The sequence below is a fragment of the Amycolatopsis sp. NPDC051716 genome (assembly GCF_040681595.1).
Classification (GTDB): domain Bacteria; phylum Actinomycetota; class Actinomycetes; order Mycobacteriales; family Pseudonocardiaceae; genus Amycolatopsis.
The window spans coordinates 108,980-135,505 of the sequence record NZ_JBFAZA010000005.1; the positions used below are offsets into that span (position 1 = coordinate 108,980).

The following is a 26,526-nucleotide window of genomic DNA, read 5'->3' on the forward strand; positions in this document are numbered from 1 at the left end:
CCCTTACCCTGCAATCATGCAGGGATCACTGGCCACCCGCGTACCGACCACCCGCCGATACCTGATGTGCCCGCCGCGCTTCTTCGCGGTGGACTACGTGATCAACCCCTGGATGGACCCGACCCAGCCGGTCAGCGCCGACGTCGCCGTCGCGCAGTGGACCGAGCTGCGCGACACCTACCGCCGCCTCGGCCACACCGTCGAGGAGATCGAGCCCCAGCCCGGCCTGCCCGACATGGTCTTCGCCGCCAACTCCGGCACCGTCGTCGACGGCCGGGTGCTCGGCTCGCGGTTCCGCGCCCCGCAGCGCTCCGCCGAGGCCGAGCACTTCCGCCGCTGGTTCGTCGAACACGGCTACCGCGACATCACCATGCCGGAGAAGATCAACGAGGCCGAAGGCGACTTCGCCTGGACCGGCGCCCTGCTGCTCGCCGGCACCGGCTTCCGCACCGACCCGGCCGCGCACGCCGAGGCGCAGGAGGTCCTCGGCGTCCCGGTCGTCTCGCTGCAGCTGGTCGACCCGCGCTACTACCACCTCGACACCGCGCTGTTCGTGCTCGCCGAGGCGACGGACTCGACCCGCGCTCAGATCGTCTACTACCCCGAGGCCTTCTCCGCCGGCTCGCGCCGCGTGCTGGAGCGGGTGTTCCCGGACGCGGTGCTCGCCACGAAGGAAGACGCGGAGTGTTTCGGCCTCAACGGCGTCTCCGACGGCCGCAATGTCGTCCTCCCGGTGGAGGCCACCCGATTGGGTGAACTTCTCTCGGCTCGGGGGTACGAACCGGTCTACGTCGACATCTCTGAGCTGCGGAAAGCCGGCGGCGGCCCGAAGTGCTGCACGCTGGAGATCCGCAAAGGCTAATTGACGGCAAAAAAGTGTAACTCCCCCGTTTGCCATCGCGATTAATCGAAGTAACAAATCGACTACTCGCGGTGGCAGGCGGTGGGAGTGGTGACGGTGATCCTCGCCGTGCACGGGGTGGGCCGGCCGGCCCGCCAGCTCGACCCCGGGGAAGACGAGCGCTGGCTGACCGTGGAGCAGTTCGAACGCGTCCTCGACGTCGCCGCGGAGCGCGAAGACGTCCGCCTCACCTTCGACGACGGCAACGAATCCGACGTCGAGATCGTGCTGCCGCGGCTGGCCGACCGTGGGCTGACGGCGGAGTTCTTCCCCCTCGCCGGCCGGCTCGGGCAGCGTGGCTACCTCGACCGCGACGGCCTGCGCGAGCTCACGCGCGCCGGGATGGAGATCGGCTCGCACGGCTGGGAACCCCGTGACTGGCGGCGGCTCGACGACCGGCACGCCGACCGCGAGCTGAAGGACGCCCCGAAGCTGCTCGGCGACCTGTGCGGCCGGCCGGTGCGGCGGTACTCCCTGCCGTTCGGCGCCTACGACCGGCGCGTGCTCGCGCGGCTGCGGCAGGCGGGCGCCACCCGCGTCTACTCGAGCGACGGCGGCGCGGCCCGCCGCGACGGCTGGCTGCAGGCCCGCACCGAGCTCCCGCACGACCTCGACGGCGACTGGCTCGACGGCGTGCTCGCCGGTTCGCGGCGGGCCGCGCACTGGGCGAACCGCTTGTTCCACCGCGCTCTCCGGTAGGGCGCCTCGCCGTCGCGAACCGGCTCGTTCGGCGCTCGGCGCGTCCCGGCGACCGGGACACCGCCAGAACCGGTTCCGGCGGGCTCTGAACCCGGTGAGCAGCCTTTTCGTCAACTCCGGCCACCTGATGGGAAATTCCCGGACCCGGAGGTCTTGAACGCCGCCGCGCCCGGGTGCATCCTGATGCCCCGCCGCCGTAAGGAAAGTTTCCTAACTAAAGGGAGCCCCAGGAATGCGGAAACTGATCCTGCTCGCGACCCTCGCGCTGGCGTCGGCCGTGATGCCGTCGGCCCTCGCGTCGGCGTCGCCGGCCCCGGCCGCTCAACCGGCCACCGCCGAAGCCGCCCCCACCGCGGCCCAGTTGCTCGCCAAGACCTCCGGCTGCAAGCAGGTCTCGAACGGCAAGTACAAGACCGACGAAGACGTTTCGAGCAAGACGGTCGCGATCTGCGACGCCAACGGCGCGGTCTTCTGGAAAGCCGACATGGACATCGACTGCGACGGCCAGCGCAGCTCGCAGTGCAACGAGAACACCGACTGCTGCTACCAGGACGACACGGCGTTCCACCAGTCCGACGGCAAGCCGCTCAACGCCGCGAAGCTGCCCTACATCGTCGTGCCGAGCTCCAGCAGCATCTGGAAGTACTCCTCCTCCGGCCTCAAGGGCGGCGGCTCCTGCGCGGTGATCTACAACGGCAAGGTCGAGTACGCCGTCATCGGGGACACCGGGCCGACGCAGATCATCGGCGAAGCCTCCTACGCGACGGCGAAGGACCTCGGCATCAACCCGGACCCGTCCAACGGCGGCACCGACTCCGGCGTCACGTACATCTGCTTCAAGAACTCGACCGTCTCGCCGATCGAGAACCACTCCAACGCGGTGAGCAAGGGCCAGAGCCTGGCGACCACCTTCGTGAACAACAACTGACACCTATTTTCCGCCCGGCGGCGAATCGTGGTTCCCGGCCACGGTCCGCCGCCGGTCCGCGTACCGGATCGAGACGCAATTCTCACTTGAATCCCTTGCGTCTCACCGTGGTCTCACGCCGTCCCCCGTTCGCCGCCCTCGTGGTAACGATCCAGGGGCGCCCGCCGACCAACTTGAGGGTCGCGCGGAATAGCGGAGGTTTTGGCGTGAAGATCAGTGTCTTCGGGCTCGGTTACGTCGGCTGTGTCTCCGCCGCGTGCCTGGCGGGGCAGGGACACCGGGTGGTCGGCGTGGACGTCAACCCGGTGAAGATCGACCTCATCACGCAGGGCAATGCCCCGGTGGTCGAGGAGCGGATCGGCGAGCTGACCGCCGAGGTCGTCGCGAGCGGCGCGCTGAGAGCCACGACCGACGTCGCCGAAGCCGTCGCCGACAGCGAGATCTCGCTGGTCTGCGTCGGTACGCCGTCGGCGCCGAACGGCAGCCTTTCCACGGTCTACCTGGAGCGCGTGGCCGAGGAGATCGGCGAGGCGATCGCCAAGAAGGCCGAGCGGCACACGGTCGTCTTCCGCAGCACGATGCTGCCCGGCACCTGCCTCGACCTGCTGGTCCCGATCCTGGAGAAGGCGTCGGGCCGCACGGCCGGCGTCGACTTCGGCGTCGCGGTGAACCCGGAGTTCCTGCGCGAGGGCACCAGCGTCCGCGACTTCTTCGACCCGCCGAAGACGGTGATCGGCGAGATCGACGAGGCCAGCGGCGACGCCGTCGCGGCGTTGTACGAAGGCCTGCCCGGCCCCGTTTTCCGGGTGCCGATCCCGGTCGCGGAAATGACGAAGTACGCCGACAACTCCTTCCACGGCCTGAAGATCGGCTTCGCGAACGAGCTCGGGTCGATCTGCCGGGCGCTCGGCCTCGACTCGCACCAGGTGATCGACGTCTTCCTCGCCGACACCAAGCTCAACATCAGCCCGGCCTACCTCAAGCCCGGGTTCGCCTTCGGCGGCTCATGCCTGCCGAAGGACCTGCGCGGGCTCGTCTACGCCGCGCACCGCGCCGACGTCAGCGTGCCGATCCTGTCGCACGTGCTCGCGTCGAACGCCGAGCACCTGCAGCGGGCGTTCGACCTGGTCGCCCGCACCGGCAAGCGCAAGGTCGGGCTGTTCGGGCTGTCGTTCAAGCCGGGCACCGACGACCTGCGCGAGTCGCCGCTGGTCGAGCTGGCCGAGAAGCTGCTCGGCAAGGGGTACGACCTGAAGATCTACGACGTCAACGTCAGCCTCTCGCGGCTGATGGGCGCCAACCGCGAGTACATCGAGGGCCGGCTGCCGCACCTCGGCCAGCTGCTCGCCGGGACCGTCGAAGAAGTCATGGACCACGCCGAAGTCCTGCTCGTCGGCACCAAGGACCCGGACGTGCTGGCGGCCCTGCCGCACAGTGGCGACCGGGCGCTGATCGACCTCGTCCGCCTGCCCGACGCCGCGACGCGTCGCCTTGAAGAGGGATACGCCGGCCTTGCTTGGTAAAGCGCTCATCCTCGTCGAAAACCTCTCCGTCCCCTTCGACCGGCGGGTCTGGCAGGAGTCCACGACCCTGCGCGACGCCGGGTGGGAAGTCCACGTGATCTGCCCGCAGGGCACGAAACGCGACACCGAAGCCGAAGCCGTCGTCGACGGCGTCCACATCTACCGCTACCCGCTGAAGGCGGCGACCGGCGGGCCCGCCGGCTACCTGCAGGAGTACGGCAGCGCGCTGTGGCACACGCTGCGGCTGGCCCGCAAGATCGGGCCGGTCGACGTCGTGCACGCCTGCAACCCGCCGGACCTGCTCTACCTGGTCGCGAAGTACCTCAAGCGCCACGGCGCGAAGTTCATCTTCGACCAGCACGACCTGTGCCCGGAGCTGTACCTCTCGCGGTTCGACCGCGGGCAGGACCTCCTCTACCGCGGTGTCTGCGCGCTCGAACGCGCCACCTACCGCGCCGCCGACGTCGTGATCTCGACGAACGAGAGCTACAAGCAGGTCGCCCGGATCCGCGGCGGCAAGAAGCCCGAGGACGTCTTCGTGGTGCGCAGCGCCCCGGTCGTCGAGCGGTTCCACGAGGTGCCGGCCGAGCCCGAGCTGAAGAAGGGCAAGCCGTACCTGCTCGCCTACCTCGGCGTGATGGGCCCGCAGGACGGCGTCGACTACGCCCTGCGCGCGCTGGCGAAGCTGCGTGACGAGGTCGGCCGCACCGACTGGCACGCCGTGTTCGTCGGCTCGGGCGACGCGTTCGACGACATGGTCGCCTTGTCGGCGAAGCTCGGGCTGGCCAACCAGGTCGAGTTCACCGGCCGGATCTCCGACGAGGACCTGGTCCGCTACCTCTCCACCGCCGACGTCTGCCTGTCGCCGGACCCGCTGAACCCGCTCAACGACGTCTCCACGATGAACAAGGTCATGGAGTACATGGCGATGAGCAAGCCGATCGTCTCGTTCGAGCTGCGGGAGGCGCGGGTGTCCGCGGGGGACGCGGCCGTCTACGCCCCGGCGAACGACGAGACGGAGTTCGCGGCGCTGGTGTCCCGGCTGCTCGACGACCCGGAGGAGCGGATCCGGATGGGCAAGCTCGGCCAGGCCAGGGTGGCCGGTCCGCTCTCGTGGGCCAACTCGGCGAAGAACTTGCTCGCCGCATATGAGCACGCTGTGAAGTCCTGATCGCCGTACGGTCAAGAACTCACCGAACGTGTAACCAAAGCTCCCGGTCCGACGACGGTTGGGGTAACCGGCCGATCAACTGAACCCGTTCGGCGTATCCGGCTCAGGAATGGAGACCCCGCCGTTGACTGACGACACGGTGCGCCTGGCCCTGGTCGGGCAGGTCCTGAGACGACGGTGGCGGCTGCTGGCCGTCCTCGCCGTCCTGGGCGCGCTGGTCGGCGCCGGAGCGTCGATCCTGTTCTCACCCGGCTACAAGACGACCTCGGGCGTGTTGCTCCAGGGCCCGCGCCAGGCCGACGAGCTGCTGACCCAGGCCGAGATCGCAACGGCTTCGGTCGTCCTCGACCGGGCGGCCGCGGTGCTGCCGTGGCGGCCCAGCGGCATCGACCTGAAGAAGCAGGTCAGCGCGTCGGTGGCGCAGAGCAACGTCGTGACGATCACCGTCTCCGCCGACACCGCCGAGCACGCCCAGCAGCTCGCCGACCAGGTCGCGCAGCAGTACGTCAAGTACTCCACGCAGCTGGCGAGCAACTCCGCCGACGCCTCGGTGCAGCTCGCCCAGGAGCAGCGCGAGTCGCTGCGCCAGCAGGTCAAGCTGACCACGGACAAGATCAGCGACCTGGCCAAGACCGTCGGCGGCGGCCTGACCGTGGAGAGCGTGCAGGTCCGCACCCAGCTCGAGGGCCTGAAGACGTCGCTGGAGCAGGCGATCAACGACCTGAACCAGGCCGACCTGGCGACCGGCGTCGGCAACACCGTGGTGCTCGGGCCGTCCCAGCGGCCGACGTCGCCGGCGGCCCCGACGATGACGCAGTTCGTCGCCGGGGGCGCGGTGCTGTTCTTCCTCGTCGGCGTGTTCGGCCACCTGTTCACCGCCCGCACCGACCGGCGCCTGCGGGGCGAGCCGGAGATCGCGTCCGCGCTCGGCGCGCCGATCCTCGCCGGCGTCGACGTCACCACCCCGCCGGGCGAGCGCGCCCCGGCCACCGGCTTCCTCGGCAAGGTGCGCCACCTGCTGGGCGGGGACCGGCCGTGGGTGCTGCCGCCGGTCGCCACTTCGGCCGACGAAGTCAACCGCGACATCCGCTACCGCCGGGTGCTGGCCCGGCTGGCCACCGGCCCCGCCGACGTCCTGCTGCTGGTGGCCGACGACGACGAGACCGGCCGCCTGGCCGCCGCGCAGCTCGCCGAGCTGGCCGACCGGCTGTCGGTGCCGCTGCGGGTCTTCGAGTTCTCGCCCGGCCGGCCGACGGTGCCGGACGCCACGGCGAGCTCCGGGGTCTTGGTCGTGCTCGGCGCCGGGACGCGCACCGCGTGGCAGCTCGTCCAGCTCGCCGAGGCCTGCGCCGACGGCGGCCAGGAGATCGTCGGCGCCGTCCTCACCCACGCCGTCCGGCCGCTCGAGCCGGAGAAACCCGGACCCGTGGCGGAAGCCCCCGAGAAAGCCCTGGCAGGTTCGGCGTGACGACTCCTCCCTCGCAGGCCCCGGCCGCCCCGCTCGTCGACCTGCAGCGGCTGTTCGTCGCGATCCGCCGCCGCAAGCGGGTCTGGCTGGCCACCGCGCTGCTCGGGCTCATCGCCGGCGCGGCGCTGGCCTTCGTGCTGCCCGCGCCGCCGACCGCGGTCGCCAAGGTCATCGTGGTCCACCAGGACGACTCGCCGACCGACAGCGGCACGCTGATGCGCACCGACGTCGCCGTGCTGCAGACGGCCCCGATCGCCGAAGGCGCGCTGAAGAAGCTGGGCAGCACCGATTCGCCCGAAGACTTCATGAAGAACTACGCGGGCCTCGGGCTGACCAACAACGTCCTGCAGATCACCGTCAAGGCCAAGAGCAACGAAGAGGCCGTGGCGCGGGCCCAGGCGCTGGCCGAGACGTTCATCGCCGACCACGTCAAGCGCAGCCAGGCGGCCGCGGCCGCCCAGTCGCAGGCCATCCTCGACCAGCGCAAGAACGCCCAGGACGAGCTGGGCAAGGTCGAGCAGCAGATCGTCGCCGAGGAGGGCAAGGGCCGCCAGGCCAGCCAGCCCACCCTCGAAAACCTCTACAGCCGCCGGGCCGCGCTCACCGCGCAGATCACGGACTTCACCTCGCGCGCCCAGCAGGCCGGCATCGGCAGCCCGCAGGTCACCGCGGGCACCCAGATCGTCGACGCGGCCCGCGCGCTGCCCAAGGCGTTCCTCAAGACCACCGCGACCAACGCCGGCATCGGGTTCGCCCTCGGCCTGGCCATCGGGCTCGCGCTCGTCGCCGTCGGCGCGGTCTCGCGCGACCGGCCGGTGCTGCGCCGCGAAATCTCGACGCACCTCGGCGCGTCCGTGATCGCGCAGCTGCCGTCGAAGCCGCGCGGGCCCGCCCGGCTGTGGCGGCGCTCGCGCGCGGTCTCCGAACGCAAGCACGTCGCCACGACGCTGGTCCGCTTGATCAAGCAGGAGCCGCGCGGGGTGTCGCTGCTGGAGCTCGGCGCCCCGAAGGTCGCCGCCGCGCTCGGCCTGGACATCGCCGCGGAGCTGGCCGCCGAGGGCGCCGCGAGCGTCGTCGACGACCTGCCGGGCGAGGACGTCCGCAAGCTCGTGCAGGAGACCAAGAGCGACGTCTCCGTGGTCGGCGCCGGCGACCCGGCCGGCCCGCCGGACGAGCGCCGCGTCGGCGTCGGCACGGTGTCGCCGGGCACGGCGTGGACCGACCTGGAGCACCTCGGCAAGGAGACCGTGCTGGTCGTGAAGGCCGGGCACGCGAACACGCTGTGGCTGCACACGGTCGCGCGGCAGCTGGCCGACCAGGAGATCCCGATCATCGGCATCGTGCTGGTCGACCCGGACCCGCGCGACAAGTCCGACGGCACGCTGTGGGACGGCCTGCACACGGCCCTGCGCGGCCGTGGTCGCCCCGCTGCCGCGGCGCAGCCGGCCCTGGCCGAGCGCGAAGACCGCCTGGACGAGCTGGTCGCCCGCGTCGCCGAGCGCGTCGCCACGACCGAGCAGCCGACGCGCCGGTTCACCCCGGTCCGGCAGGTGCTCCCGCCCGCGCTGGCCACCCCGAGGCCACCGGCGTCGCCCCTGCCGCCACCCGGCAGCGTGAGCGTGCCGGACCACCTGAACGCGCCGACGAAGAAGTTCGCCCCGGTCAAGCCCCCGAAGCGGCCGACGCCGTTCAAGCGCGACCACGGCGAACCCACTCACCAGGGCGAACTCGACGCCGACCTCGAGCCCGAAAAGAGCGCGGAGGTCTCCTGACCCGCGCCGCGACCGAAGGGGACGCACTCCATGTGCGGCATCGCAGGCACCTACCTCTGGCCGGACGGCGGGCCGCTCACCGACCGGCTGACCAAGACGCTGGCCCACCGCGGCCCGGACGGCTCCGGCCGCTACGAGCACCGCGCCGGCCCCGGTGAAGTCCACTTGGGACACCGGCGGCTCTCGATCATCGACCTGTCCGAGACCGGCGCCCAGCCGATGGTCCTGGACGGGCTCGCGCTGAGCTACAACGGCGAGCTCTACAACGCGCCTGAGCTGCGGGCCGAGCTTTCCGCGGCCGGGGTGCGCTTCCGCGGGACGTCCGACACCGAGGTGCTGCTGCAGGCGTGGCGGCGCTGGGGCACGGACTGCCTGCCCAAGCTGCGCGGGATGTTCGCCTTCGCCCTGTTCGAAGAGGGCACCGGCGAGCTGTTCCTGGTCCGCGACCAGCTGGGCATCAAGCCGCTGTTCTTCGTGCAGCGGAACGGCGGGGTCGCCTTCGCCTCCGAGCTGAAGGCGCTGGCCGGCGAGCTCGGCGGGTCCCTGCAGATCGACAACGCGGCGCTGATCGCGTCGCTGCTCTACTACTGGGTGCCGGACAGCCGGTGCGCTTACCAGGGCGCGGAGAAGCTGCAGCCGGGCACGTGGCTGCGCTGCCGCCCGGACGGCCAGGTCGACCGCGGCCGGTTCTGGTCGCTGCGGGAGGTCGCCGAAGAGGGCGCGGCCTTCGACGGCGAGGTCGACCTGCACGCCGTGATCGCCGAGTCGACGGCCAAGCACCTGCTCTCGGACGTCCCGGTGGCGACGTTCCTCTCGGGCGGGCTGGACTCCAGTTACCTGACCGCGCTGGCCGCGCGGTCGCAGCCCGGGATTTCCGCCTACACCATCGGGTTCCGCGCCGAGGACGCGAAGTTCGAGGCCATGCCGGACGACCTCAAGTACGCCCGGATCGTCGCGCAGCAGTTCGGCGTCGACCTGCACGAGATCGAGATCGCGCCGCAGGTGCTCGACCTGCTGCCGAAGATGACCTACCACCTCGACGAGCCGATCGGCGACCCGGCGGCGATCAACTCGTTCCTGATCTGCTCGGCCGCGCGCGAGGCCGGCGTCAAGGTCATGTTGTCCGGGATGGGCGCCGACGAGCTGTTCGCGGGGTACCGCAAGCACCTCGCGAACCTGATCGCGCTGCGCTACCACAAGGTGCCGGGCGCGGTCCGGCGCCCGGTCGAGTCCCTTGTGGACCGCCTGCCGGTGGCGTCGGCCAAGCGCGGGTACCGGTCGGTGCGGTTCGCCAAGCGGTTCCTGTCGTTCGCGGGCCTGCCCGAGGAGACGGCGTTCCGGCGCAGCTACACGATGTACGACCAGGCCGAGCTGCTTTCGCTGGTGAACCCGGACTTCGCGCCCGCGGTCGAGGACGTCCTGACCGAGCACGCGGACACGTACAACGACCAGGCGCTCGACGACTTCGTCAACCGCATGTGCCTGGCCGACTCGCGGATGTTCCTGCCCGGGCTGAACCTGACCTACACCGACCGGTCGACGATGGCCGCGTCCACCGAGGTGCGGACGCCGTTCGTCGACGTCGAGGTCGTGCGGGCCGCGTTCAAGATCCCGGGGAACAAGAAGATCGTCGGCCGCGCCGGCAAGGTCGCGCTGAAGAACGCGGCGCTGAACATCCTGCCGAGCGAGATCGTGCACCGGCCGAAAGGCCTGTTCAGCGCGCCGCTGCGGGCCTGGATGAGCCGCGACCTGGCGCCGCTGGTGCGCGAAGTCGTCAACGAAGGCGTGCTCGTTTCTTCGGGATTCCTGCAGCGGGAGGCGTTGCAGCGCATGGTCGCCGAGGACGCGGCCGGTCAGGAAGACCGCGGCAAGCACCTCTGGCACGTCTTGACCCTCGAGTATTGGTACCGGAACGCGATGTCTGGAGCGGGAGCGAAGTGAAGCAGGTAGTCCAGAACTACAAGAGCGGGGAACTGGCGCTCCTCGAGGTCCCCGAGCCCGCCTGCAAGCCGGGTGGCGTGCTGGTGCGGACGGTGTACTCGCTGATCTCGACCGGCACCGAGATGATGAAGGTGTCCGAGGCCAGCATGTCCCTGGTGGGCAAGGCGAAAGCCCGCCCGGACCAGGTCGCGAAGGTCATGCAGAGCGTGGCCACCAACGGCCTTTCGGCGACCTACCGCAAGGTGACGTCCAAACTGGACTCCTACACCCCGCTCGGCTACTCGCTGTGCGGCATCGTCGAGCAGGTCGGCGACGGCATCACCGACGTCTCGGTCGGTGACCTGGTGGCCTGCGCGGGCAACGAGCACGCGCTGCACTCCGAGCTGAACTGGGTGCCGAAGAACCTCTACTCGCGCGTGCCCGACGGCGTCGACCCGCGGCACGCCGCGTTCGGCACTGTCGGCTCGATCGCCATGCAGGGTGTGCGCCGCGGCGAGCCGCAGATCGGCGAGGTCGCCCTGGTCATCGGCCTCGGCCTGATCGGCCAGCTGGTCGTGCAGCTGCTGGCGTCGTCCGGCGTGCGCGTCGTCGGCGTCGACCCCGACCCGGAGCGCTGCAAGCTGGCCGAGAGCCTCGGCGCGCTGACCTGCGCGCACCCGGCGTCCGGCATCGTGGACACGGCCGTGGCCGAGCTGACGCACGGCGCGGGCGTCGACCAGACGTACCTCGCCGCCGGCGGCAACACGAACGACCCGGTGGAGCTGGCCGCGAAGCTGTCCCGCGACCGCGGCCGCGTGATCGACATCGGCAAGTGCAAGCTCGACCTGCCGTGGAACGCCTACTACGAGAAGGAACTGGACGTCCGGTTCTCGCGGTCCTACGGGCCGGGCCGCTACGACCCGTCGTACGAGCTCGAAGGCCGTGACTACCCGATCGGCCAGGTCCGCTGGACCGAGCGCCGCAACCTGGAGTGCGTCCTCGACCTGATCGCGCGCGACCGGCTGGATGTCGAGCCGCTGATCACGCACGTCTCGGACTTCTCGGAGGCGGTTTCGACGTACAAGTCGTTGAACGAGGGCGAGCTGAAGGCCGTCGCGGTGCTGTTCCGCTACCCGGACGCGGTCGCCCGGACGGAGCCCGTGGTCACGTCCGCGCGGGTCGGGCTGGTTTCGTCTTCGCCCTCCGCGCTGCCGGCGGGGCAACCGGTGCGGCTGGGCTTCATCGGCGCCGGCAACTATGCGTCCTCGATGCTGCTGCCGCACCTGGTCGAGCGCGACGACGTGCAGCTCGAGCACGTCGCGACGACGTCGGCGCTGTCCGGCGCCAACGCGCGGCGCAAGTTCGGCTTCGCGGCGGCGTCGACGGACATCGACAACGTCCTCGGCGACTCGTCGATCGACGCGGTGTTCGTGGTGACGCGGCACAGCTCGCACGCCGAGCTGACCCGCCAGGCGTTGCTGGCGGGCAAGGCGGTGTTCGTCGAGAAGCCCCTGGCGCTGTCGGCTTCGGAGCTGCAGAAGGTCCTGGACGCGATCGAGGAGTCCGGCAACGACCGCCTGCAGGTCGGCTTCAACCGCCGGTTCGCGCCGCTGCTGCACGAGGCCCGCGAGCAGTTCGGCCCGCGCGTCGGCCCGGCGAGCGTGCGGTACCTGGTCAACGCCGGCCGCCTCGACCACGGCAGCTGGTACAACCAGACGGATTCGGAAGGTTCCCGCTTCGCCGGCGAGGGCGGGCACTTCATCGACACGGTGAGCTGGCTCCTCGACGCCGACCCGGTCTCGGTGTACGCCACCGGAGACCTCCAGGTGACCCTCGGCTACGCCGACGGCTCGACGGCGGTCATCACCTACGCCGAGACCGGCGCATCGGGCTTCCCCAAGGAGACCTTGGACGTCGTCGCCGACGGCAAGGTCCTCAAGTTCGACGACTTCGTCCGCGCGTCGGTGTACTCGCGGAAGAAGTGGGCCAGCTCCCGCATCCCGAAGGGCCGCGACAAGGGCCAGGCCGCCGAGGTCGACGCGTTCCTCTCGGCGGTGCGGACGGGCTCGCCGATGCCGATCTCGATCGCTTCCCTGGCCGCGACGACACTGGCGACCCTGGCCGCGCAGACGAGCGTCGCGAACGCGGCGCCGGTGCGGATCGAGCTGCCGCGAAAGGCGGGTGCTCCCGCATGACGAGTGACGCGCCGATCCGGTTGCGGCCGCCGCGCTCGGGCACGCGGAGCGTGGCGCCGATCCGGTTGAGCGCGCCGCGTCCGGGCATGCCCAGCGCCGCGCCGATCCGGCCCGCATGGCTGCCGAAGGCAGGTGCCCGCCCATGATGGGTCCCGGCTGGTACCTGCGCCGGCTGTCCCGGATGGGCCCGGCGGAGGTCGCCGGGCGCGCGCGGCACGCCGTCGTCCAGCGGCAGTGGCGGTCCGCGCTGCCGACGCCGCCGGACTGGCCTCCGCACCCGCGCTTCACCGCGGCGCTGCCCGCCGGGGCGCTGGGCAAGGTGCCCGGCGAGGCGGTCAAGCGGCTGCTCGCCACGGCCGACGAGCTGATGGCGGGCCGCGCGGAGTACTTCGGCGTGGAGCGTACGGATTTCGAGGCGCCCGACTGGTTCCTCGACCCGAAGACCGGGCGCCGCGCGCCCTCGGACGTGTACGCGTTCGACGTGCCGTACCGGTCGGAAGACACGGTCGGCGACATCAAGCAGATCTGGGAGCCGTCGCGCCACCAGCACCTCACCGTGCTGGCCGCGGCGTATGCCCTGACCGGTTCTTCGGCCTACGCCGCGCGCGCGGCGGAACACCTGCGGTCGTGGTGGGCGGCGAATCCGCCGTTGCGGGGGCCGCACTGGGTGAGCGGCATCGAGCTGGGCATCCGGCTCCTGTCGTGGGTCTGGACGCGCCGCCTGCTCGACGGCTGGCCGGGCGCCGCGGAACTGTTCGAGGAGAACCCGGACTTCCAGCTCCAGCTGTGGCACCACCAGAACTGGCTCGCGACGCTGCGCAGCCACGGCTCGTCGGCGAACAACCACGTGATCGCCGAGGACGCCGGGCTGCTGGCCGCGGCGTGCGCGTTCGGCTGGTTCCCGGAGTCGGCGGGCTGGCGCACCGCGGCGATGCGCTCGCTGGACGTCCAGCTGGGGCGCAACACGTTCCCGTCCGGTCTCAACGCGGAGCTGGCGTCCGAGTACCACGGCCTGGTGCTGGAGCTCGGCTTGGCGGCGGCGATCGAAGCCGACGCCGCGGGCACCCCGGTGCCGGCTTCGACGTGGGACGTCCTGCTCCGGATGACCGACACCCTGGCGTCCATTGTGGACAACCGGTTGCGGCCGCCCAGCCAGGGCGACGCCGACGACGGCTTCGGCCTGATCGTCGACGGCGCGTCGACCGACCGCTGGGCCTCCCTGCTGGGTTCGGGTGAGGCGCTGTTCGGCCGCCTGGACTGGTGGCCGCCGATCCCGGGCGACGACGTCCGGACACCCCTGCTGGCGTCGTTGGTCTCGCGGACGCCGCGGGCTTCTGGCGTCCGCCCTGGCCGCCGTCCGGCGCACCTGCGCGACGCGGGGATGACGATCCTGCGGTCGGGCCCGCTGTGGGTCCGCTGCGACGGAGGTCCCCACGGATTCCTGTCGATCGCGGCGCACGCCCACGCGGACGCGCTGTCGCTGGAGGTCCGCCACGACGGAGTGGATGTCCTCGCCGACCCGGGCACGTTCTGCTACCACGGTGAGCCCCAGTGGCGGTCGTACTTCCGGTCGACGCTGGGCCACAACACGCTCGAGCTCGCGGGCCGCGACCAGTCGATTTCGGGTGGCCCGTTCCTGTGGACCCGCCACGCGGTGACGAAGGTCTTGGAGGTCCACACCCCGGAAAGCGGGCCGGCCCGCTGGTCGGCCGCTCACGACGGCTACGCCCCGGCGGTCCACCGCCGCACGGTCGAGCTGGACGGCGACGTGCTGAAGATCGTCGACGAGGTGCTGGGCGAGGGCTCGCCGGGCGCCGCGCGCTTGGCGTTCCACTTCGGCCCGTCGGTGACGGTCATGCTCGACGGCACCACGGCCCGCCTCCGCTGGACGGCCGCCCCGGATGGGGCCGATTCGTTCGCGGGGGAGGGGAGGAGTGCGGGTTCCCCGGTCGCCCGCGGCGGTCGTGCGGCTGATTCGGCTGCCGCCGAGGGCCGGACCGGTTCGCTAGCCGGTGGCGGGGACGAGCGCGGTACCGCCGCTGCCGGGGATCAGGCCGGTTCTTCGGCCGATGGTGGGCGTGCGGCCGGTTCCCGGATCGCCGGCGGCGGGAGTGAACGCGGTACCGCCGCCGAGCGGGAGGGCCGGACCGGTTCGCTGACCGGCGGGAATGAGCGCGGTTCCGTGGCTGCCGAGGGCTGGGCCGGTTCGCAGACCGCCGATCCGCTTGTCGGGCGGGTTTCCGGTTCGCTCGCCGGCGTTGTGCGCACCGCCGTCATGGAGCTGCCCGCCGGGCTCTCTTGGACTGTGCACCGTGGTGCTGCCGAGCCCCCGTTGGGCTGGTACTCCGCGGGGTTCGGGCGGAAGGAACCCGCCACCACCCTTGTCGGCTCCGGGTCGCCCGGTCACCTCACCACCCTGCTCCGCTTCAGTTAGGACCCGCCCGTGACAGCCCGCCGCTTCCGACTCGGCCGTGCAGCTCCGCTGCTCGGCGTCCTGCTCACGGTCGCGGCGTGCTCGGGTGGTCCCGACACCGACGGTGGTCCGGCCCAGGCCACCGCGGCCCCCAGCGGGTCGGTCGCCGCCGTGTGTGACAAGCAGCCCGCGGGACCGGCCGCCGCGCCGGCGGGGGCCGTCGTCGTCGATCCCGCCGTGCCGGGGGACCTGGCGGCGAAGACGCGCTCGGCCGGGCCGGGCACCACCTTCTGGCTCAAGCCCGGCAAGCACATCCTCGGCGACGACAAGTACGACCAGGTGTCCCCCAAGGACGGCGACGTCTACATCGGTGCCGCCGGTGCGGTCGTCGACGGCCGGAAGATCAACCAGTACGCCTTCACCGGCCACGCGGTCGATGTCAAGATCACCTACGTGACCGTGCAGGGCTTCGCCGCGCCGCGCGACGAAGGTGTGGTCAACCACGACTCCGGCGACGGCTGGCTGATCGAGCACTCGACCATCCAGGACAACGACGGTGCCGGCCTCATGGCGGGCGCGCGCCAGCAGGTGCGCGGCAACTGCCTGCGCCGCAACGGCCAGTACGGGATGAACGCCTACTCCGGCGGCACGCCGATCACCGCTCTCGTCGTCGAGGGCAACGAGATCGCCGGCAACAACACCGGCGACTGGGAAGCGAAGATCGACGGCTGCGGCTGCAGCGGCGGGGTCAAGTTCTGGGACGTCGACGGGGCCGACGTGCGCGGCAACTGGGTGCACGACAACCACGGCACCGGGCTGTGGGCCGACACGAACAACAACGACTTCCTCATCGAGGGCAACCTCATCGAGAACAACGACAGCGCCGCGCTGATCTACGAGATCAGCTACAACGCCGTCATCCGGGACAACACGATCCGCAAGAACAACTGGGCCGACGGCCGCCGGTACGCCGACAAGAGCGACAACTTCCCGACGTCGGCGGTCTACATCTCCGAGTCCGGCGGTGAGCCGCGGATCAAGGCCCGCACCGCGAAGATCGAGATCTCCCGCAACTACCTGGAGAACAACTGGTCCGGGATCACGCTGTGGGAGAACGCCGACCGGTTCTGCAACAGCCCGGCCAACACGTCCTCGGGCGACTGCACCCGGCTGGTGCCGGCCGTCAAGCAGTGCGCGGACCCGGCGATCACCAGCGGCCCGCTCCTGGCCGACTGCCGCTGGAAGACCCAGCACGTCGACATCCACGACAACAAGTTCGTCCTCGACCCGGCGGTCGTGGGCTGCCAGGCCTCCTGCGGCCGGATGGGCCTGCTGTCCAACTTCGGCAGCTACCCGGACTGGTCGCCGTACCGCGGCGACGACGTCCAGGAATCGATCACGTTCAAGCAGGACAACCGCTGGCACGACAACAGCTACGCCGGCCCGTGGACCTTCATCGCCTACTCGGCCGACCGCGTCCTCGAGATCGGCGAATGGGAAGGCGCGCCGTACTCGCAGGACAGCGGGAGCACCTTCATCGCGCAGGGCGGGGGCTGACATGACGGCGCAGACGGGGCAGACAGGGCAGACGGGATTGGCCGGCCTCCGCGGCGACGCCGCACCCGAAACCGCGTCCTCGACGCCGAAGTGGGCGGGCGTGGCGTGGGCGCTGCTGATCCTCAACACACTCGGCTCGACCGGCGCGAAGACGGTCCTCCCGCTCCCGCGGTCGGTCAGCCAGCTGGTCACCATGGGTTCGCTGATGACGGCGTTCGTGATCGCGCTGGCGCTGAACAAGCACCTGCGGATCCGCCCGAGCGCGTACCTGCTGCTGCTGACGGCGCTGCTGGCGACGAGCATCCTCTCCAGCGCCGACCTGCAGGAGGGCCTCGGCGCGTTGTTCCGCTGCTTCCGGCTCACGGTGTTCATCTCCACCCTCTGGCTGCTGACCCGCTGGTGGGACGGCGGGTTCAACTTCGTCCGATACCACATTCGCACGTACGCGGTCGTGCTTGCGTCGGTGGCGGTCGGCCTGGTGATCTCGCCCGGCAACGCGATGCCGGAGGAGTACGGCGGCCGGCTTTCGGGCGCGATCTGGCCGCTGACCCCGCCGCAGATCGGCCAGTACGCGGCCGTCATCGCCGGGCTCACGCTCCTCCTCTGGTTCGGGCGCCGCACGACCTGGCGCAGCGCACTGGTGATCGTGGTGCCGGCGCTGGGGCTGCTGCTGCTCACGCACACCCGCACGGCGACGCTCGGCCTCGTCGCCGGTCTCGCGGTGGCCTTCCTGTCGATGGTGCTGACCAGTGCCCGCGCCCGGAAGGTGTTCGCGTGGACGGTCGGTATCGGCGGGGTCGCGGGCGTGGTGCTCGCCGGTGCGTTGCAGACGTGGTTCCTCCGCGGCCAGAGCGCGGACAACTTCTCCAGCCTGACCGGCCGCGCCAAGGTGTGGGACTCCCTGCTGGAGGCCCCGCGGTCGATGGCGGAGTACATCTTCGGGGTCGGGCTGACCGACAAGTCCTACGACGGCCTCCCGATCGACAACAGCTGGCTCGCGATCTACCACGAGCAGGGGTTCGTCGGGATCGCACTGGTGGCGGGGTTCCTCCTCACGTTGGTCGTGGTGGCCGTGCTGCGGCCACCGTCTCTGGCCCGCGCGTGCGCGATCTTCCTGATCACCTATTGCATTTCGGCCTCCTACACCGAAGCGGGGCTCGGCGACGCGTCGCCGTACCTGCTGCACCTGGCGGTCGCCGCGTCGCTGCTGGTCCGCGGGGTGCCGCAGTCCGACGAACAAGCATTCATCCCGGCGAAGGGGGCAGACGTGCGAGGTGCAGGCGCGTGAAGGTGCTCGTGGTGCACAACCGGTACCGGTCCGAGCAGCCGAGCGGCGAGAACAACGTGGTCGACGCCGAGGTGACGCTGCTCGCCGAGGGCGGCCACCAGGTGTCGTTGTTCGAACGCCGCAGCGACGACATCGCGGCGATGCCGCTGCCCCGCAAGGCCGCGGTGCCGCTGATGGTGCCGTGGAACCCGGCGGTGCGGAAGGAGCTCGCCGCCCGGCTGCGGGCCTGGCGCCCGGACGTCGTGCACATCCACAACACGTTCCCGCTGCTGTCGCCGTCGGTGGTCGCCGCGTGCGCGGACGCCGGGGTCCCCGCGGTCGCGACGCTGCACAACTACACGATGGTCTGCCCGCCCGGCACGCTCCACCGCGACGGCCGCATCTGCACCGAGTGCGTCGGCGGCTCACCGCTGCCGGCGGTGAAACACGGCTGCTACCGCGGTTCGAGCGCGGCCACGCTCCCGATGGCGGCGAGCATGGTCGCGAACCGGCGCCGGTGGTGGACGGGCGTTTCCCGGTTCTTCTGCATTTCGGCGGCTCAACGTGACCTCCTGGTGTCGGCCGGGATGCCCGGCGAGCGGATGGCGGTGAAGCACAACTTCGTCACCGACCCCGGCGTCCGCCGCACCGGCGCCGGCAAGCACGTCCTGTTCCTCGGCCGCGTCACCGAGGAGAAGGGGGTCGGCCTGCTGATGCGGGCGTGGGAGCGTCTCGGCGGTGCCCTGGGCGTGCCGCTGGTCATCGCGGGCACCGGCCCGATGCAGGACGAGGTCGCGACCTGGGCGGCCGGCCGCCCCGACGTCTCGTACGTCGGCCTCCAGAACAAGGCGGAGTGCCGTGCGTTGACCGCCGACGCGATCGCGGTGGTCGCGCCGTCGACGTGGCTGGAGGCCTTCGGCCTGGTGGTGGTGGAGGCGATGGCCGCCGGCGTACCGACGGTCGCGGCCGCACACGGCGCGTTCCCCGAGCTGGTCGACGACGGTGTCACGGGACTCCTGCACGTGCCCAACGACGAGGCCTCGCTCGCGGACCGCCTCCGCGCGGTCGGCGGCGACCGCAATGGCGACATGGGCGACGCGGCCCGCGTCCGGTACGAGAAGGACTTCACGCCCGCTGTCGGCCTGGACCGCTTGATCGCCGGGTACGAGGCGGCGATCGAGGCGTGAGGCAGCTGGTCCGGACGGCGCCCGCGGCCCTGCCGGTCGTGCTGCGCGCTCCGCTGGCGATGTCGGCCGCCCTGGCGACAGCGGTGCTGGTCGCGCTCGGCATCCTCCACTTCCACGACTCGGGCCTGACCGGAATCGACGCCGCGCTCCTGCCGTCGATCGACGGCGTCCAGGCGCCGTGGCGGTACGTCGCCCTGATCTTCGACTTCGGTGGCGAGCCGGTGGGGTCGGTGATCCTGGTCGCGCTCCTTTCGGTGGTGTGCTGGCTGGTCCACCGGGTCCGGACCGCCGTGCTGGCGGTGCTCGGCGTCGTCGTCACGGTGGCGGTGACCACGGTGCTGAAGCCGCTGGTCGGCCGGACCATCCACGGCGAGTTCCTCTCGTACCCGAGCGGGCACACGGCCATGGCGACGGCGCTCGCGCTGGTCATCGGCCTGTTGCTCACCGACCGGCTGGCACTCGGGCGTGCGGCCGCGGTGGCGCTCGCCCTGGGACTGGCCTTGGTCGCCGGCGTCGCGATGGGGTGGGCCGAGGTGGCCTTGGGCGCGCACTATCCGACGGATGCTGCCGGCGGGTTCTGCGCCGCGCTCGCGGCGGTCCCGGGGACCGCGTGGGTGCTGGACCGCGTCGCCGACCGGCTCTGAGCATCGGCCGGGCCGGTCTGCCGGTGTCGTGACCGGGTCGCCGGGCGAGAAGACGGCGTCTCCGGCCGGTTGCCGGGTGGTGTCGGTCCTCGGTGGGTTCGTTCGTCGGTTGGGTGACCTGCCTGTGAAGGAGACCCCCATGATCCAGGAGCTGATCGCCGCCGAACGGCGGGAACTGGCCGCACTCCTCGGAGAACTGCCGCCGTCCGCGTGGGTGAAGCCGAGCTTGTGCGCCGGCTGGCGCGTTGCCGAGGTGGTGGCCCACATGACCATGCCGTTCCGGTTCTCGACCGGCCGGTTCGTGCGGGAACTGGCGAAGTCCGGCGGACGCTTCAACGCCATGGCCGACCGCGTCGGCCGCCGGGAGGCGGCCGAGCTTTCCCGCGAGGCGCTGATCGCCTCGCTGCGGGACAACGCCGACCACCCGTGGCGGCCGCCGGGCGGGGGTGCGGAAGGCGCTCTGAGCCACGATGTGATCCACGGCCTGGACATCACGACCGCCCTGCAGCTGGAGCGGCGGGTACCCCTGGAACGCCTGGAAATCATCTTCGCCGCGATGAAAGCCAAGCAGGTCAAGTACTTCGGAACCGAGCTGACCGGCGTCTCCCTGCGTGCCGACGACCTCGACTGGTCGTACGGCACCGGCACACCACTCACGGGTGCGGCCCAGGATCTGCTGCTCGTCCTCTGTAACCGGCGGTTGCCCGCCGGCCGTCTTCGCGGGGAGCCGAGCGCGCGCTTCACCATGGTCTGAGCTCCTGTCTCAGCTGGTCCGTTGTGGACAGTCGAGGCGTGCCGAACCGCAGAGCTTGGAGACCGCTTCGGGAGCGGGCCTTGCGCACTCCGATGTCTGCGCTGATGAACCAGTCGGTGATGTACTCGCTGAGCCCGAAGCGCTCGCGAAGCAGCTTGGACCACTCGCTGACGTCGTTGCTCAGGCAGGCGAGCCGCACTCCGGTACCGAGGCGGCATTCCTTGTACCGCCGGGCGATTTCGCCACGATCCAGCACGGAGCCGTGATCGCGGAGGTAGGGGATGAGGAGCTCGCCGACGTCGTCGGCGCTCGAGTAGAGGACGCCCATGGCGTCGAACACGACGACGTCGATCGCATCGCGTTCGAGGGCGGTGGGAGCGAGGGACATGTCTCCGACGGTACCGAACAAACGTGCGAACGCCATCGCTGAAAAGGGTGAACCCGGCGCTGTCCGAAACTCTCAGTTCGCGACTTTTCCCTTTGGTGCCAAGGGAAATCGAGAGGTTCAACGGGAGTTCGAGCAAAAACTGTCGGACCTCGCCGGCAAGCTTTGATCAGCAGCCGGCGGGCCCACCGCCGAACGAAGAGCACTCGTCCTGCGAGTAGGGCTTTGCCTGCCAGCCCGCAGCGTCGACCGTCTTGGAGGTGTCATGCGCCACGAAAGTCCACGGCCCGGAGTAGGAGTTGTCGTGCCACCGGTTGGCTTGGCGGAAGGTGATGGCCTCTTCGACCACCGTTCCCTTGTAGGGCGACCAATCCGGGAACGTCCCGAAGTTCGACAGCAGGGCCATCCGCCCGCACAGGCTCGTGCAGCCGAGGCGGCCGGCGTCGAAGCGGAAGGTGTTCCCGTGGACCTCCACCCGCTGCGTCTTCCAGCGGCAGTCGTCGTACGCCGGGGCCTGCTCGATCGCGCCCGCGGCGCACGAAGACTTCGCCGCCGCCTTGGTGCAGTAGCCCGTCGAGGTGTTCGCCGGGCTGTTGCAGAAGCGGTCGGCGTTCTCCCACAACGTGATCCCGGCCCAGTTGTCCTCGAACGTGTTCCCGCTGATGTCGACGGCCGACGTCCGGGCCCGCACGCGCGGATCGCCGCCCGATTCCGACAGGTACACCGTCGCCACCGGGAAGTTGTCGCCGCGCGACGCGAACGCGCGGCCCTGGACCAGGGTGTTGCCGCGGAAGGTGTTGCCGCGCAGCACCAGGTTGTAGCTGGTTTCGTAGAACAGCGCCTCGGCGTCGTTGGCCTCGAACAGGTTGTCCTCGACCAGGAAGTCGTTGTTGTTCGTGTCGGCCCACAGCCCGGCGCCGTGGTTGCCGTGGACCCAGTTGCCGCGGATGTCGGCCCCGTTCACGGCCCAGAACTTGGCGCCGCCGCTGCATCCGCAGCCCGGCACCTTGGCCTCCCAGTCGCCGGTGTTGTTGCCGGTGATCTCGTTGCCCTCCAGCACGAGCCCGGTGATGCCGTCGCCCTCCTGGTAGGCGTTGAGCCCGTACTGGCCGTTGTCGCGCAGGCAGCTGTGCCGCACGACCTGGCCGGCGCCGGCCATCAGCGCCGCGCCCGCGTTGTCCTCGATGGTGGTGTTCTCGATGAGCCAGCCGTCGCCGGAGTCGTGGTTGACCACGCCCTGGTCCTGCAGGGCGGCGAACCCGCGGATGGTCAGGCCGCGGATCTCCACGTTGCGGGCCCGCTGGGTGAAGGCCGCCCGGTTGACGCCGCGGCCGTCGACGACCGAGCCGGGCGCGCCGAGGTAGACGTCGCCGTCCTTGGGGACGACCTGGCCGAACTCGTCCTTGCCGAGTGTGTGGGTGCCGGGCCGCAGCCAGAAGGTCGTGCCCGCCGGGTTCGCCGCCGTCTTGGCCGCGAGGTCGCCGTCGACGGCCGGCTCGACGGTGACGGCTCCGGACGGTGGTTGCCCGTATCCGGCGGGTTGGTGCCCGCACACCGGACCGGGCCCGTCGGCGGCGCCCGCGACCGCCGGGCAAGCCACGGCGATCAGGAGGGAGCAAGCAGCGACGAGTACCGCACGAGATCTGCCCATGGCAGGAAGTTACGCACGAACGGGCCGGAAAACAGTCACCCTCAAGTGTCCTCATCGGACCCAATGGGTGAATCCGGCCCGCCCGTGCGGGGATCAGGCGTATTTGCGGAACACGGGCTGCACCGGGCGCCCGCCCATCCACGGCGCCGGGTCGTTCGCGTCGAGGGCCTTGCGGTACACCGTGCAGGCCTGGGCGACGACGTCGATGGTCCTGTCGATGTCCGCCTCGGTGAGCGCGGCACTGACCACGAAGGACGGTCCGAGCACCCCGCCGCTGATCAGCTCGCGCAGGAACAGCGTCCGGTACGGCTGCGAGGGGATGCCCTGCTCGTCGAGCGTGCCGAAGACGAGGTTGCTGGCCCGGCCGCGGACGACGACGTGGTCCTCGACGCCGATCCCGGCCGCCACCTCGCGGACGCCGGCGGCGAGCCGGTCGCCGAGGGCGTGCATGCGGCCGATGACGTCTTCGTCCCGGTAGACGTCCATGACCGCCATCGCGGCGGCCAGCGAGTGGGTCTCCGCGCCGTGCGTGGTCGAGAGCAGGAACACCCGCTCGCGGCCGGTGCGCAGGCCGCCGATCTCCATCAGCTCCCGCTTGCCCGCCAGCGCCGACACGGCGAAGCCGTTGCCGAGCGCCTTGCCGAACGTCGAGAGGTCGGGCGTGACGCCGTAGAGGCCCTGCGCGCCGTGAGCGGACCACCGGAAGCCGGTGATCATCTCGTCGAAGATCAGGACGACGCCGTGGCGGGTGGTGAGCTCGCGCAGGCCCTGCAGGTACCCCGGCGGCGGTTCCACCGCCGCGGCCGCCTCCAGGATCATGCACGCGATCTCGCCCTCGTGGCGCTGCAGCAGCTGCTCCGCGGCCTGCAGGTCGCCGTACGGGAAGGACACGACCGCTTCGGTCGTCTCGTCCGGGATGCCCGCGTTCATCGGCGTGGTGCCGATGAACCAGTCGTCGGTCGAGAAGAAGGCGTGGTCGGCGCACTTGGCGACGAGCCTGCGGCCGGTGGCGGCGCGGGCCAGCCGGACCGCGGCGGTCGTCGCGTCCGAGCCGTTCTTGGTGAACTTCACCATGTCGGCCGTCGGCACGTTCTCGAGGAACCGCTCGGCGGCCTCGGCCTCGATGATCGACGGCCGGATGAAGTTGCTGCCCTTCTCCAGCTCGCCGCGCACCGCTTCGACGACCCGCGGGTAGGCGTGGCCGAGGCTGACCGCTCTCAGCCCCGCGCCGTACTCGACGTACTCGTTGCCGTCGACGTCCCAGACGTGGCCGCCGCGGCCGTGCGAGATGACCGGGGCCATCCCTTCGGGATACTGGTCCGAGCCCTTGGCGTAGGTGTGCGCACCACCCGGGATGACCCGGTGCAGCCGCTCGTCCGCCTTCGTGGAGAGGGGCAGGTTCGTTCCCATGTCGTGGTTCACCTCGTTGGTTTCAACGCCTCTCCGAGAGACGGCGCCCGTTCGTCCCGGTCACTGACCATTGTGACCGACAGTGGCCACGAAATGTCCAATTCAGGGTCTTTGTACGAAATCGTAATGTCTTCTTCAGGATCGTGTGCCCGATCGATACGGTACGAAACATCGGAGGGATCCGTGAGTGACTGGAATCCGTGCGCGCACCCCGCGGGGATGTACACGGATACCTGGGTCTCACCGGAAAGTTCGAAGGTTTTCACATTCCGGAATGTCGGCGAATCCGGTCGGAGATCCACCACGACGTCGAAGATCGCGCCGTGCGAACACCGCACCAGCTTCGCCTCGCCGGCGCCGCCGCGCAGGTGCATCCCGCGGACGACCCCCTTGCGGGAGCGGGAAAGGCTGTCCTGGACGAAGCCGTCCGGGTCGATGCCCACCGACGCGACGACGTCGCGGTCGAACGTCCGGCTGAAGAAGCCGCGCTGGTCCGTGTGCGGGGTGGGTTCGAACAGATACGCGCCGTCGATCTCGGGCACCGGAATGGCCTTCATCGCCCACCCCCGAAGAGGGCCGCCGAAAGAGCGGCGAACTGGTCCTTGAGCCGTTGCGCGTTCATCTCGTTCCGTTCCAGGAGCGTCTGGCGAAGTTCTGCCGAACGGTTCTCCAGTTCGGTGAATTGTTCGACGAGCCGGTCGAAGCCGACGGTCTTCGCCCGCTGGGTGAAGCCATCGAGGCCCATCTCCGCCATGAGGACGTCGTTCTTCGGCGCGTAGCCGATCGCCACGGTCGGCTTCGCGACCTTCAGGGCGCAGAGCACGTTGTGGTAGCGCGTGGCCACCACGCTGTCCACCGCGGCCATCTCGTGCATCAGCTCGTCCAGGGTCTCCGCCGAAGCCGCCGTCACCAGCGGGGAAGCGGTCTTCTCGATGATCTCGTCGACGACCTGCCGGTCGATCCGGTCGCCGATGAACAGCCGGACGGGTCTGTCCTGGTCAACGAGCCACGCGACGAAACGGTTCATCGTGTCCACGTAGTGGCGGTAGATGCGGTCGGCCTCGGCGCGGTCGTCGTTGCCGCCGTAGTAGGCCATCACGCCGACACCGACGGTGCCCGGCTCGCCGCCGGCGGCCGGGGTGGGGAGGGAGAACGCGAGGTCGGGATAGACCTGGTCGGCACTCGTGTCGACGCCCATGGCGCGCATGGCGTCGCGCGAGATGTCGTCGCGGTAGGAGCGGTAGGCGGCGAGCCGGCCGGCCCAGCGGACCAGCGTCCGCGTCGCCCGGGCGCTGATGTGGTTCGCACCCACGCAGACGAGCGCCACCTTGGTGCCGAAGAGGCGGCCGGTGGCGGAGAGGAGGAAGAGGGAATACGGAAAACCCCAGGGACGCAGCGGAAGCGTCGCTTCGAGCACGCCCATGCCGGGCACGATGACGACGTCCTGCTTCCGGACCCAGGCCGCGGTCCGCGCGATGTCGACCAGCTTGCCGAAGCCCTTGAGGACGACCGAGCGCAGGCCGGACGCCGTCTCGTACTCGGACTGGTTCCAGTGCAGGGGCGTCGCGTCGAGGCCGTACCGCTCGCGGACGAGCTCCGGGCCGCCGACCAGGGCGCTGAGCACGGCGTCCGGGTACTCGGTGCGCAGGTAGCCGAGCACGGCTTCGAGGGAACCGTCGTTGCCGAGGTTCCCCGAGCCGAGCAGGCCGAACACGCCGACGCGCGGGGCACGCTTCACGCGAGCCTGCCTTCCCGGCCGGCCACGATCTCGTTGACCGTGGCGACGTCGGAGGCGGTCGGCGCGCGGTCCTCGACGCGCTCGCCGTGGCCGGAGCGGGCCCGGTTGGTCAGCCAGGCGCCGAGGTGGCCGAAGCACTCGCGCTTGTCGGCGGCCGAGATCGGCGCACGGCGGATCAGGTCGGCGAACCCGAAGACGTACTCGCCGAGCAGGCGGACGGTGGGATTTCGGAGCCGGTTCGCGCGCCGCGGGTCCAGATTCGCGCACCGGCTCCGGATGGTCGGGTTGGCCCGTTCCGCGCGGCCGGGGTGGTCGCGGCGGAAGTAGAGCAGCTCGGGCACCTGGTAGAACGGGCCGTGCAGGGCCATCTCCGCCGAGTACGTGCGGTCGGCGTGGTGGTAGCTGTCGAGCGGCTTGACGCGGCGGAGGACGTCGGCGCGGATGACGCCGTAGAAGTCGTCGCCGCCCGGCTCGAACAGGATGCTGCGGAAGCGGTCCGGCGCGTGCCGGGAGCCGGTGTCCAGCGTGTACTGGAGCGGCTGGACGATGCGGCCGTCGCCGTCGATGATCGCCTGGTCGCAGTGGGCGAGGATGACGTCCGGGCGCTCGTCGAGGGCCTCGACGCACCGCTTGAGCAGGTCGCGGGCGTAGAGGTCGTCGTGGGAGACCCACTTGAACAGCTCGGTGCGGGAGACGTCGAACACGAAGTTGTGGTTCGGCGTCGCGCCGATGTTCTTCGGCTGGCGGACGTAGCGGATCCGCGAGTCCTTCTCGGCGTAGCGGCGGCAGATCTCGTCGGTGCCGTCGGTGGAGGCGTTGTCCGAGATGATCAGCTCGAAGTCTTCGAAGGTCTGGCCGAGCAGGGCGTCCAGTGACTCGGCGAGGTACTCCTCGCCGTTGTACACCGGGAGGCCGAGGCTCAGCCGCGGGACGGTGGTCATGG

Annotated in this window: 21 protein-coding genes; 15 read left to right on the forward strand and 6 right to left on the reverse strand. The window is 70.7% G+C overall.

Annotation, left to right across the window (positions count from 1 at the left end):
• Positions 1–16: 16 nt before the first annotated feature.
• The 15 genes from ddaH to AB0M30_RS08385 all read left to right on the forward strand — a co-directional run bounded on the left by ddaH (position 17) and on the right by AB0M30_RS08385 (position 20,399).
• Positions 17–862 (forward strand): dimethylargininase, encoded by an 846-nt coding sequence (gene ddaH / locus AB0M30_RS08315; RefSeq protein WP_364581486.1) that lies wholly within the window; start codon positions 17–19, stop codon positions 860–862.
• 81 nt (positions 863–943) lie between these two features.
• Positions 944–1,600: a polysaccharide deacetylase family protein gene (locus AB0M30_RS08320; protein ID WP_364581489.1), complete on the forward strand. Its 657-nt coding sequence runs from the start codon at positions 944–946 to the stop codon at positions 1,598–1,600.
• Between the two features lie 232 nt (positions 1,601–1,832).
• Positions 1,833–2,528, forward strand: a complete 696-nt coding sequence (locus tag AB0M30_RS08325; RefSeq protein ID WP_103337347.1) for a glycoside hydrolase family 75 protein — start codon at positions 1,833–1,835, stop codon at positions 2,526–2,528.
• 206 nt (positions 2,529–2,734) lie between these two features.
• Complete coding sequence (locus AB0M30_RS08330; protein ID WP_364581492.1) at positions 2,735–4,051, forward strand: nucleotide sugar dehydrogenase; 1,317 nt, start codon at positions 2,735–2,737, stop codon at positions 4,049–4,051.
• Positions 4,041–5,222 (forward strand): glycosyltransferase family 4 protein, encoded by a 1,182-nt coding sequence (locus AB0M30_RS08335; RefSeq protein ID WP_364581495.1) that lies wholly within the window; start codon positions 4,041–4,043, stop codon positions 5,220–5,222. Before AB0M30_RS08330 ends, AB0M30_RS08335 begins: the two co-directional genes overlap by 11 nt.
• Positions 5,223–5,331: 109 nt before the next feature.
• Complete coding sequence (locus tag AB0M30_RS08340) at positions 5,332–6,690, forward strand: exopolysaccharide biosynthesis protein (RefSeq protein WP_364581498.1); 1,359 nt, start codon at positions 5,332–5,334, stop codon at positions 6,688–6,690.
• On the forward strand, positions 6,687–8,462 hold the full coding sequence (locus AB0M30_RS08345; protein ID WP_364581501.1) for a Wzz/FepE/Etk N-terminal domain-containing protein: 1,776 nt from the start codon (positions 6,687–6,689) through the stop codon (positions 8,460–8,462). Before AB0M30_RS08340 ends, AB0M30_RS08345 begins: the two co-directional genes overlap by 4 nt.
• 30 nt (positions 8,463–8,492) lie before the next feature.
• A complete protein-coding gene (gene asnB / locus AB0M30_RS08350) occupies positions 8,493–10,403 on the forward strand; it encodes an asparagine synthase (glutamine-hydrolyzing) (RefSeq protein WP_364581504.1) in 1,911 nt (636 codons plus the stop codon).
• On the forward strand, positions 10,400–12,577 hold the full coding sequence (locus tag AB0M30_RS08355; protein ID WP_364581507.1) for a bi-domain-containing oxidoreductase: 2,178 nt from the start codon (positions 10,400–10,402) through the stop codon (positions 12,575–12,577). Before asnB ends, AB0M30_RS08355 begins: the two co-directional genes overlap by 4 nt.
• Before the next feature lie 142 nt (positions 12,578–12,719).
• Positions 12,720–15,011: an alginate lyase family protein gene (locus AB0M30_RS08360; RefSeq protein WP_364581509.1), complete on the forward strand. Its 2,292-nt coding sequence runs from the start codon at positions 12,720–12,722 to the stop codon at positions 15,009–15,011.
• A 9-nt stretch (positions 15,012–15,020) separates the two neighbouring features.
• A complete protein-coding gene (locus tag AB0M30_RS08365) occupies positions 15,021–16,547 on the forward strand; it encodes a right-handed parallel beta-helix repeat-containing protein (RefSeq protein ID WP_364581511.1) in 1,527 nt (508 codons plus the stop codon).
• A 100-nt stretch (positions 16,548–16,647) separates the two neighbouring features.
• Complete coding sequence (locus AB0M30_RS08370) at positions 16,648–17,835, forward strand: O-antigen ligase domain-containing protein (RefSeq protein ID WP_364581879.1); 1,188 nt, start codon at positions 16,648–16,650, stop codon at positions 17,833–17,835.
• A complete protein-coding gene (locus AB0M30_RS08375) occupies positions 17,832–19,001 on the forward strand; it encodes a glycosyltransferase family 4 protein (protein WP_364581514.1) in 1,170 nt (389 codons plus the stop codon). The genes AB0M30_RS08370 and AB0M30_RS08375 overlap by 4 nt, the downstream gene beginning before the upstream one ends.
• On the forward strand, positions 18,998–19,645 hold the full coding sequence (locus AB0M30_RS08380; RefSeq protein ID WP_364581516.1) for a phosphatase PAP2 family protein: 648 nt from the start codon (positions 18,998–19,000) through the stop codon (positions 19,643–19,645). Before AB0M30_RS08375 ends, AB0M30_RS08380 begins: the two co-directional genes overlap by 4 nt.
• Before the next feature lie 139 nt (positions 19,646–19,784).
• Positions 19,785–20,399 carry a maleylpyruvate isomerase family mycothiol-dependent enzyme gene (locus AB0M30_RS08385; RefSeq protein ID WP_364581518.1) on the forward strand — a complete coding sequence of 205 codons (615 nt, stop codon included), beginning with the start codon at positions 19,785–19,787 and terminating at the stop codon, positions 20,397–20,399.
• Here AB0M30_RS08385 and AB0M30_RS08390 read toward each other — a convergent pair.
• From AB0M30_RS08390 to AB0M30_RS08415, 6 genes are all read right to left on the reverse strand, one after another.
• The gene (locus AB0M30_RS08390) at positions 20,386–20,787 is read right to left on the reverse strand and encodes a hypothetical protein (protein WP_364581520.1); all 402 of its coding nucleotides are present in this window, start codon (positions 20,785–20,787) and stop codon (positions 20,386–20,388) included. The two genes, AB0M30_RS08385 and AB0M30_RS08390, sit on opposite strands and share 14 nt — an antisense overlap.
• A 166-nt stretch (positions 20,788–20,953) precedes the next feature.
• On the reverse strand, positions 20,954–22,435 hold the full coding sequence (locus tag AB0M30_RS08395; RefSeq protein WP_364581522.1) for a right-handed parallel beta-helix repeat-containing protein: 1,482 nt from the start codon (positions 22,433–22,435) through the stop codon (positions 20,954–20,956).
• A 93-nt stretch (positions 22,436–22,528) separates the two neighbouring features.
• Positions 22,529–23,845 (reverse strand): glutamate-1-semialdehyde 2,1-aminomutase, encoded by a 1,317-nt coding sequence (locus AB0M30_RS08400; protein ID WP_364581525.1) that lies wholly within the window; start codon positions 23,843–23,845, stop codon positions 22,529–22,531.
• Positions 23,846–23,853: 8 nt separating this feature from the next.
• A complete protein-coding gene (gene rfbC, locus AB0M30_RS08405) occupies positions 23,854–24,402 on the reverse strand; it encodes a dTDP-4-dehydrorhamnose 3,5-epimerase (RefSeq protein WP_364581527.1) in 549 nt (182 codons plus the stop codon).
• Positions 24,399–25,583, reverse strand: coding sequence for a polysaccharide pyruvyl transferase family protein (locus tag AB0M30_RS08410; RefSeq protein WP_364581530.1), 1,185 nt, complete (start codon positions 25,581–25,583; stop codon positions 24,399–24,401). The genes rfbC and AB0M30_RS08410 overlap by 4 nt, the downstream gene beginning before the upstream one ends.
• The gene (locus tag AB0M30_RS08415; RefSeq protein WP_364581532.1) at positions 25,580–26,524 is read right to left on the reverse strand and encodes a glycosyltransferase family 2 protein; all 945 of its coding nucleotides are present in this window, start codon (positions 26,522–26,524) and stop codon (positions 25,580–25,582) included. The genes AB0M30_RS08410 and AB0M30_RS08415 overlap by 4 nt, the downstream gene beginning before the upstream one ends.
• Positions 26,525–26,526 lie beyond the last annotated feature (2 nt).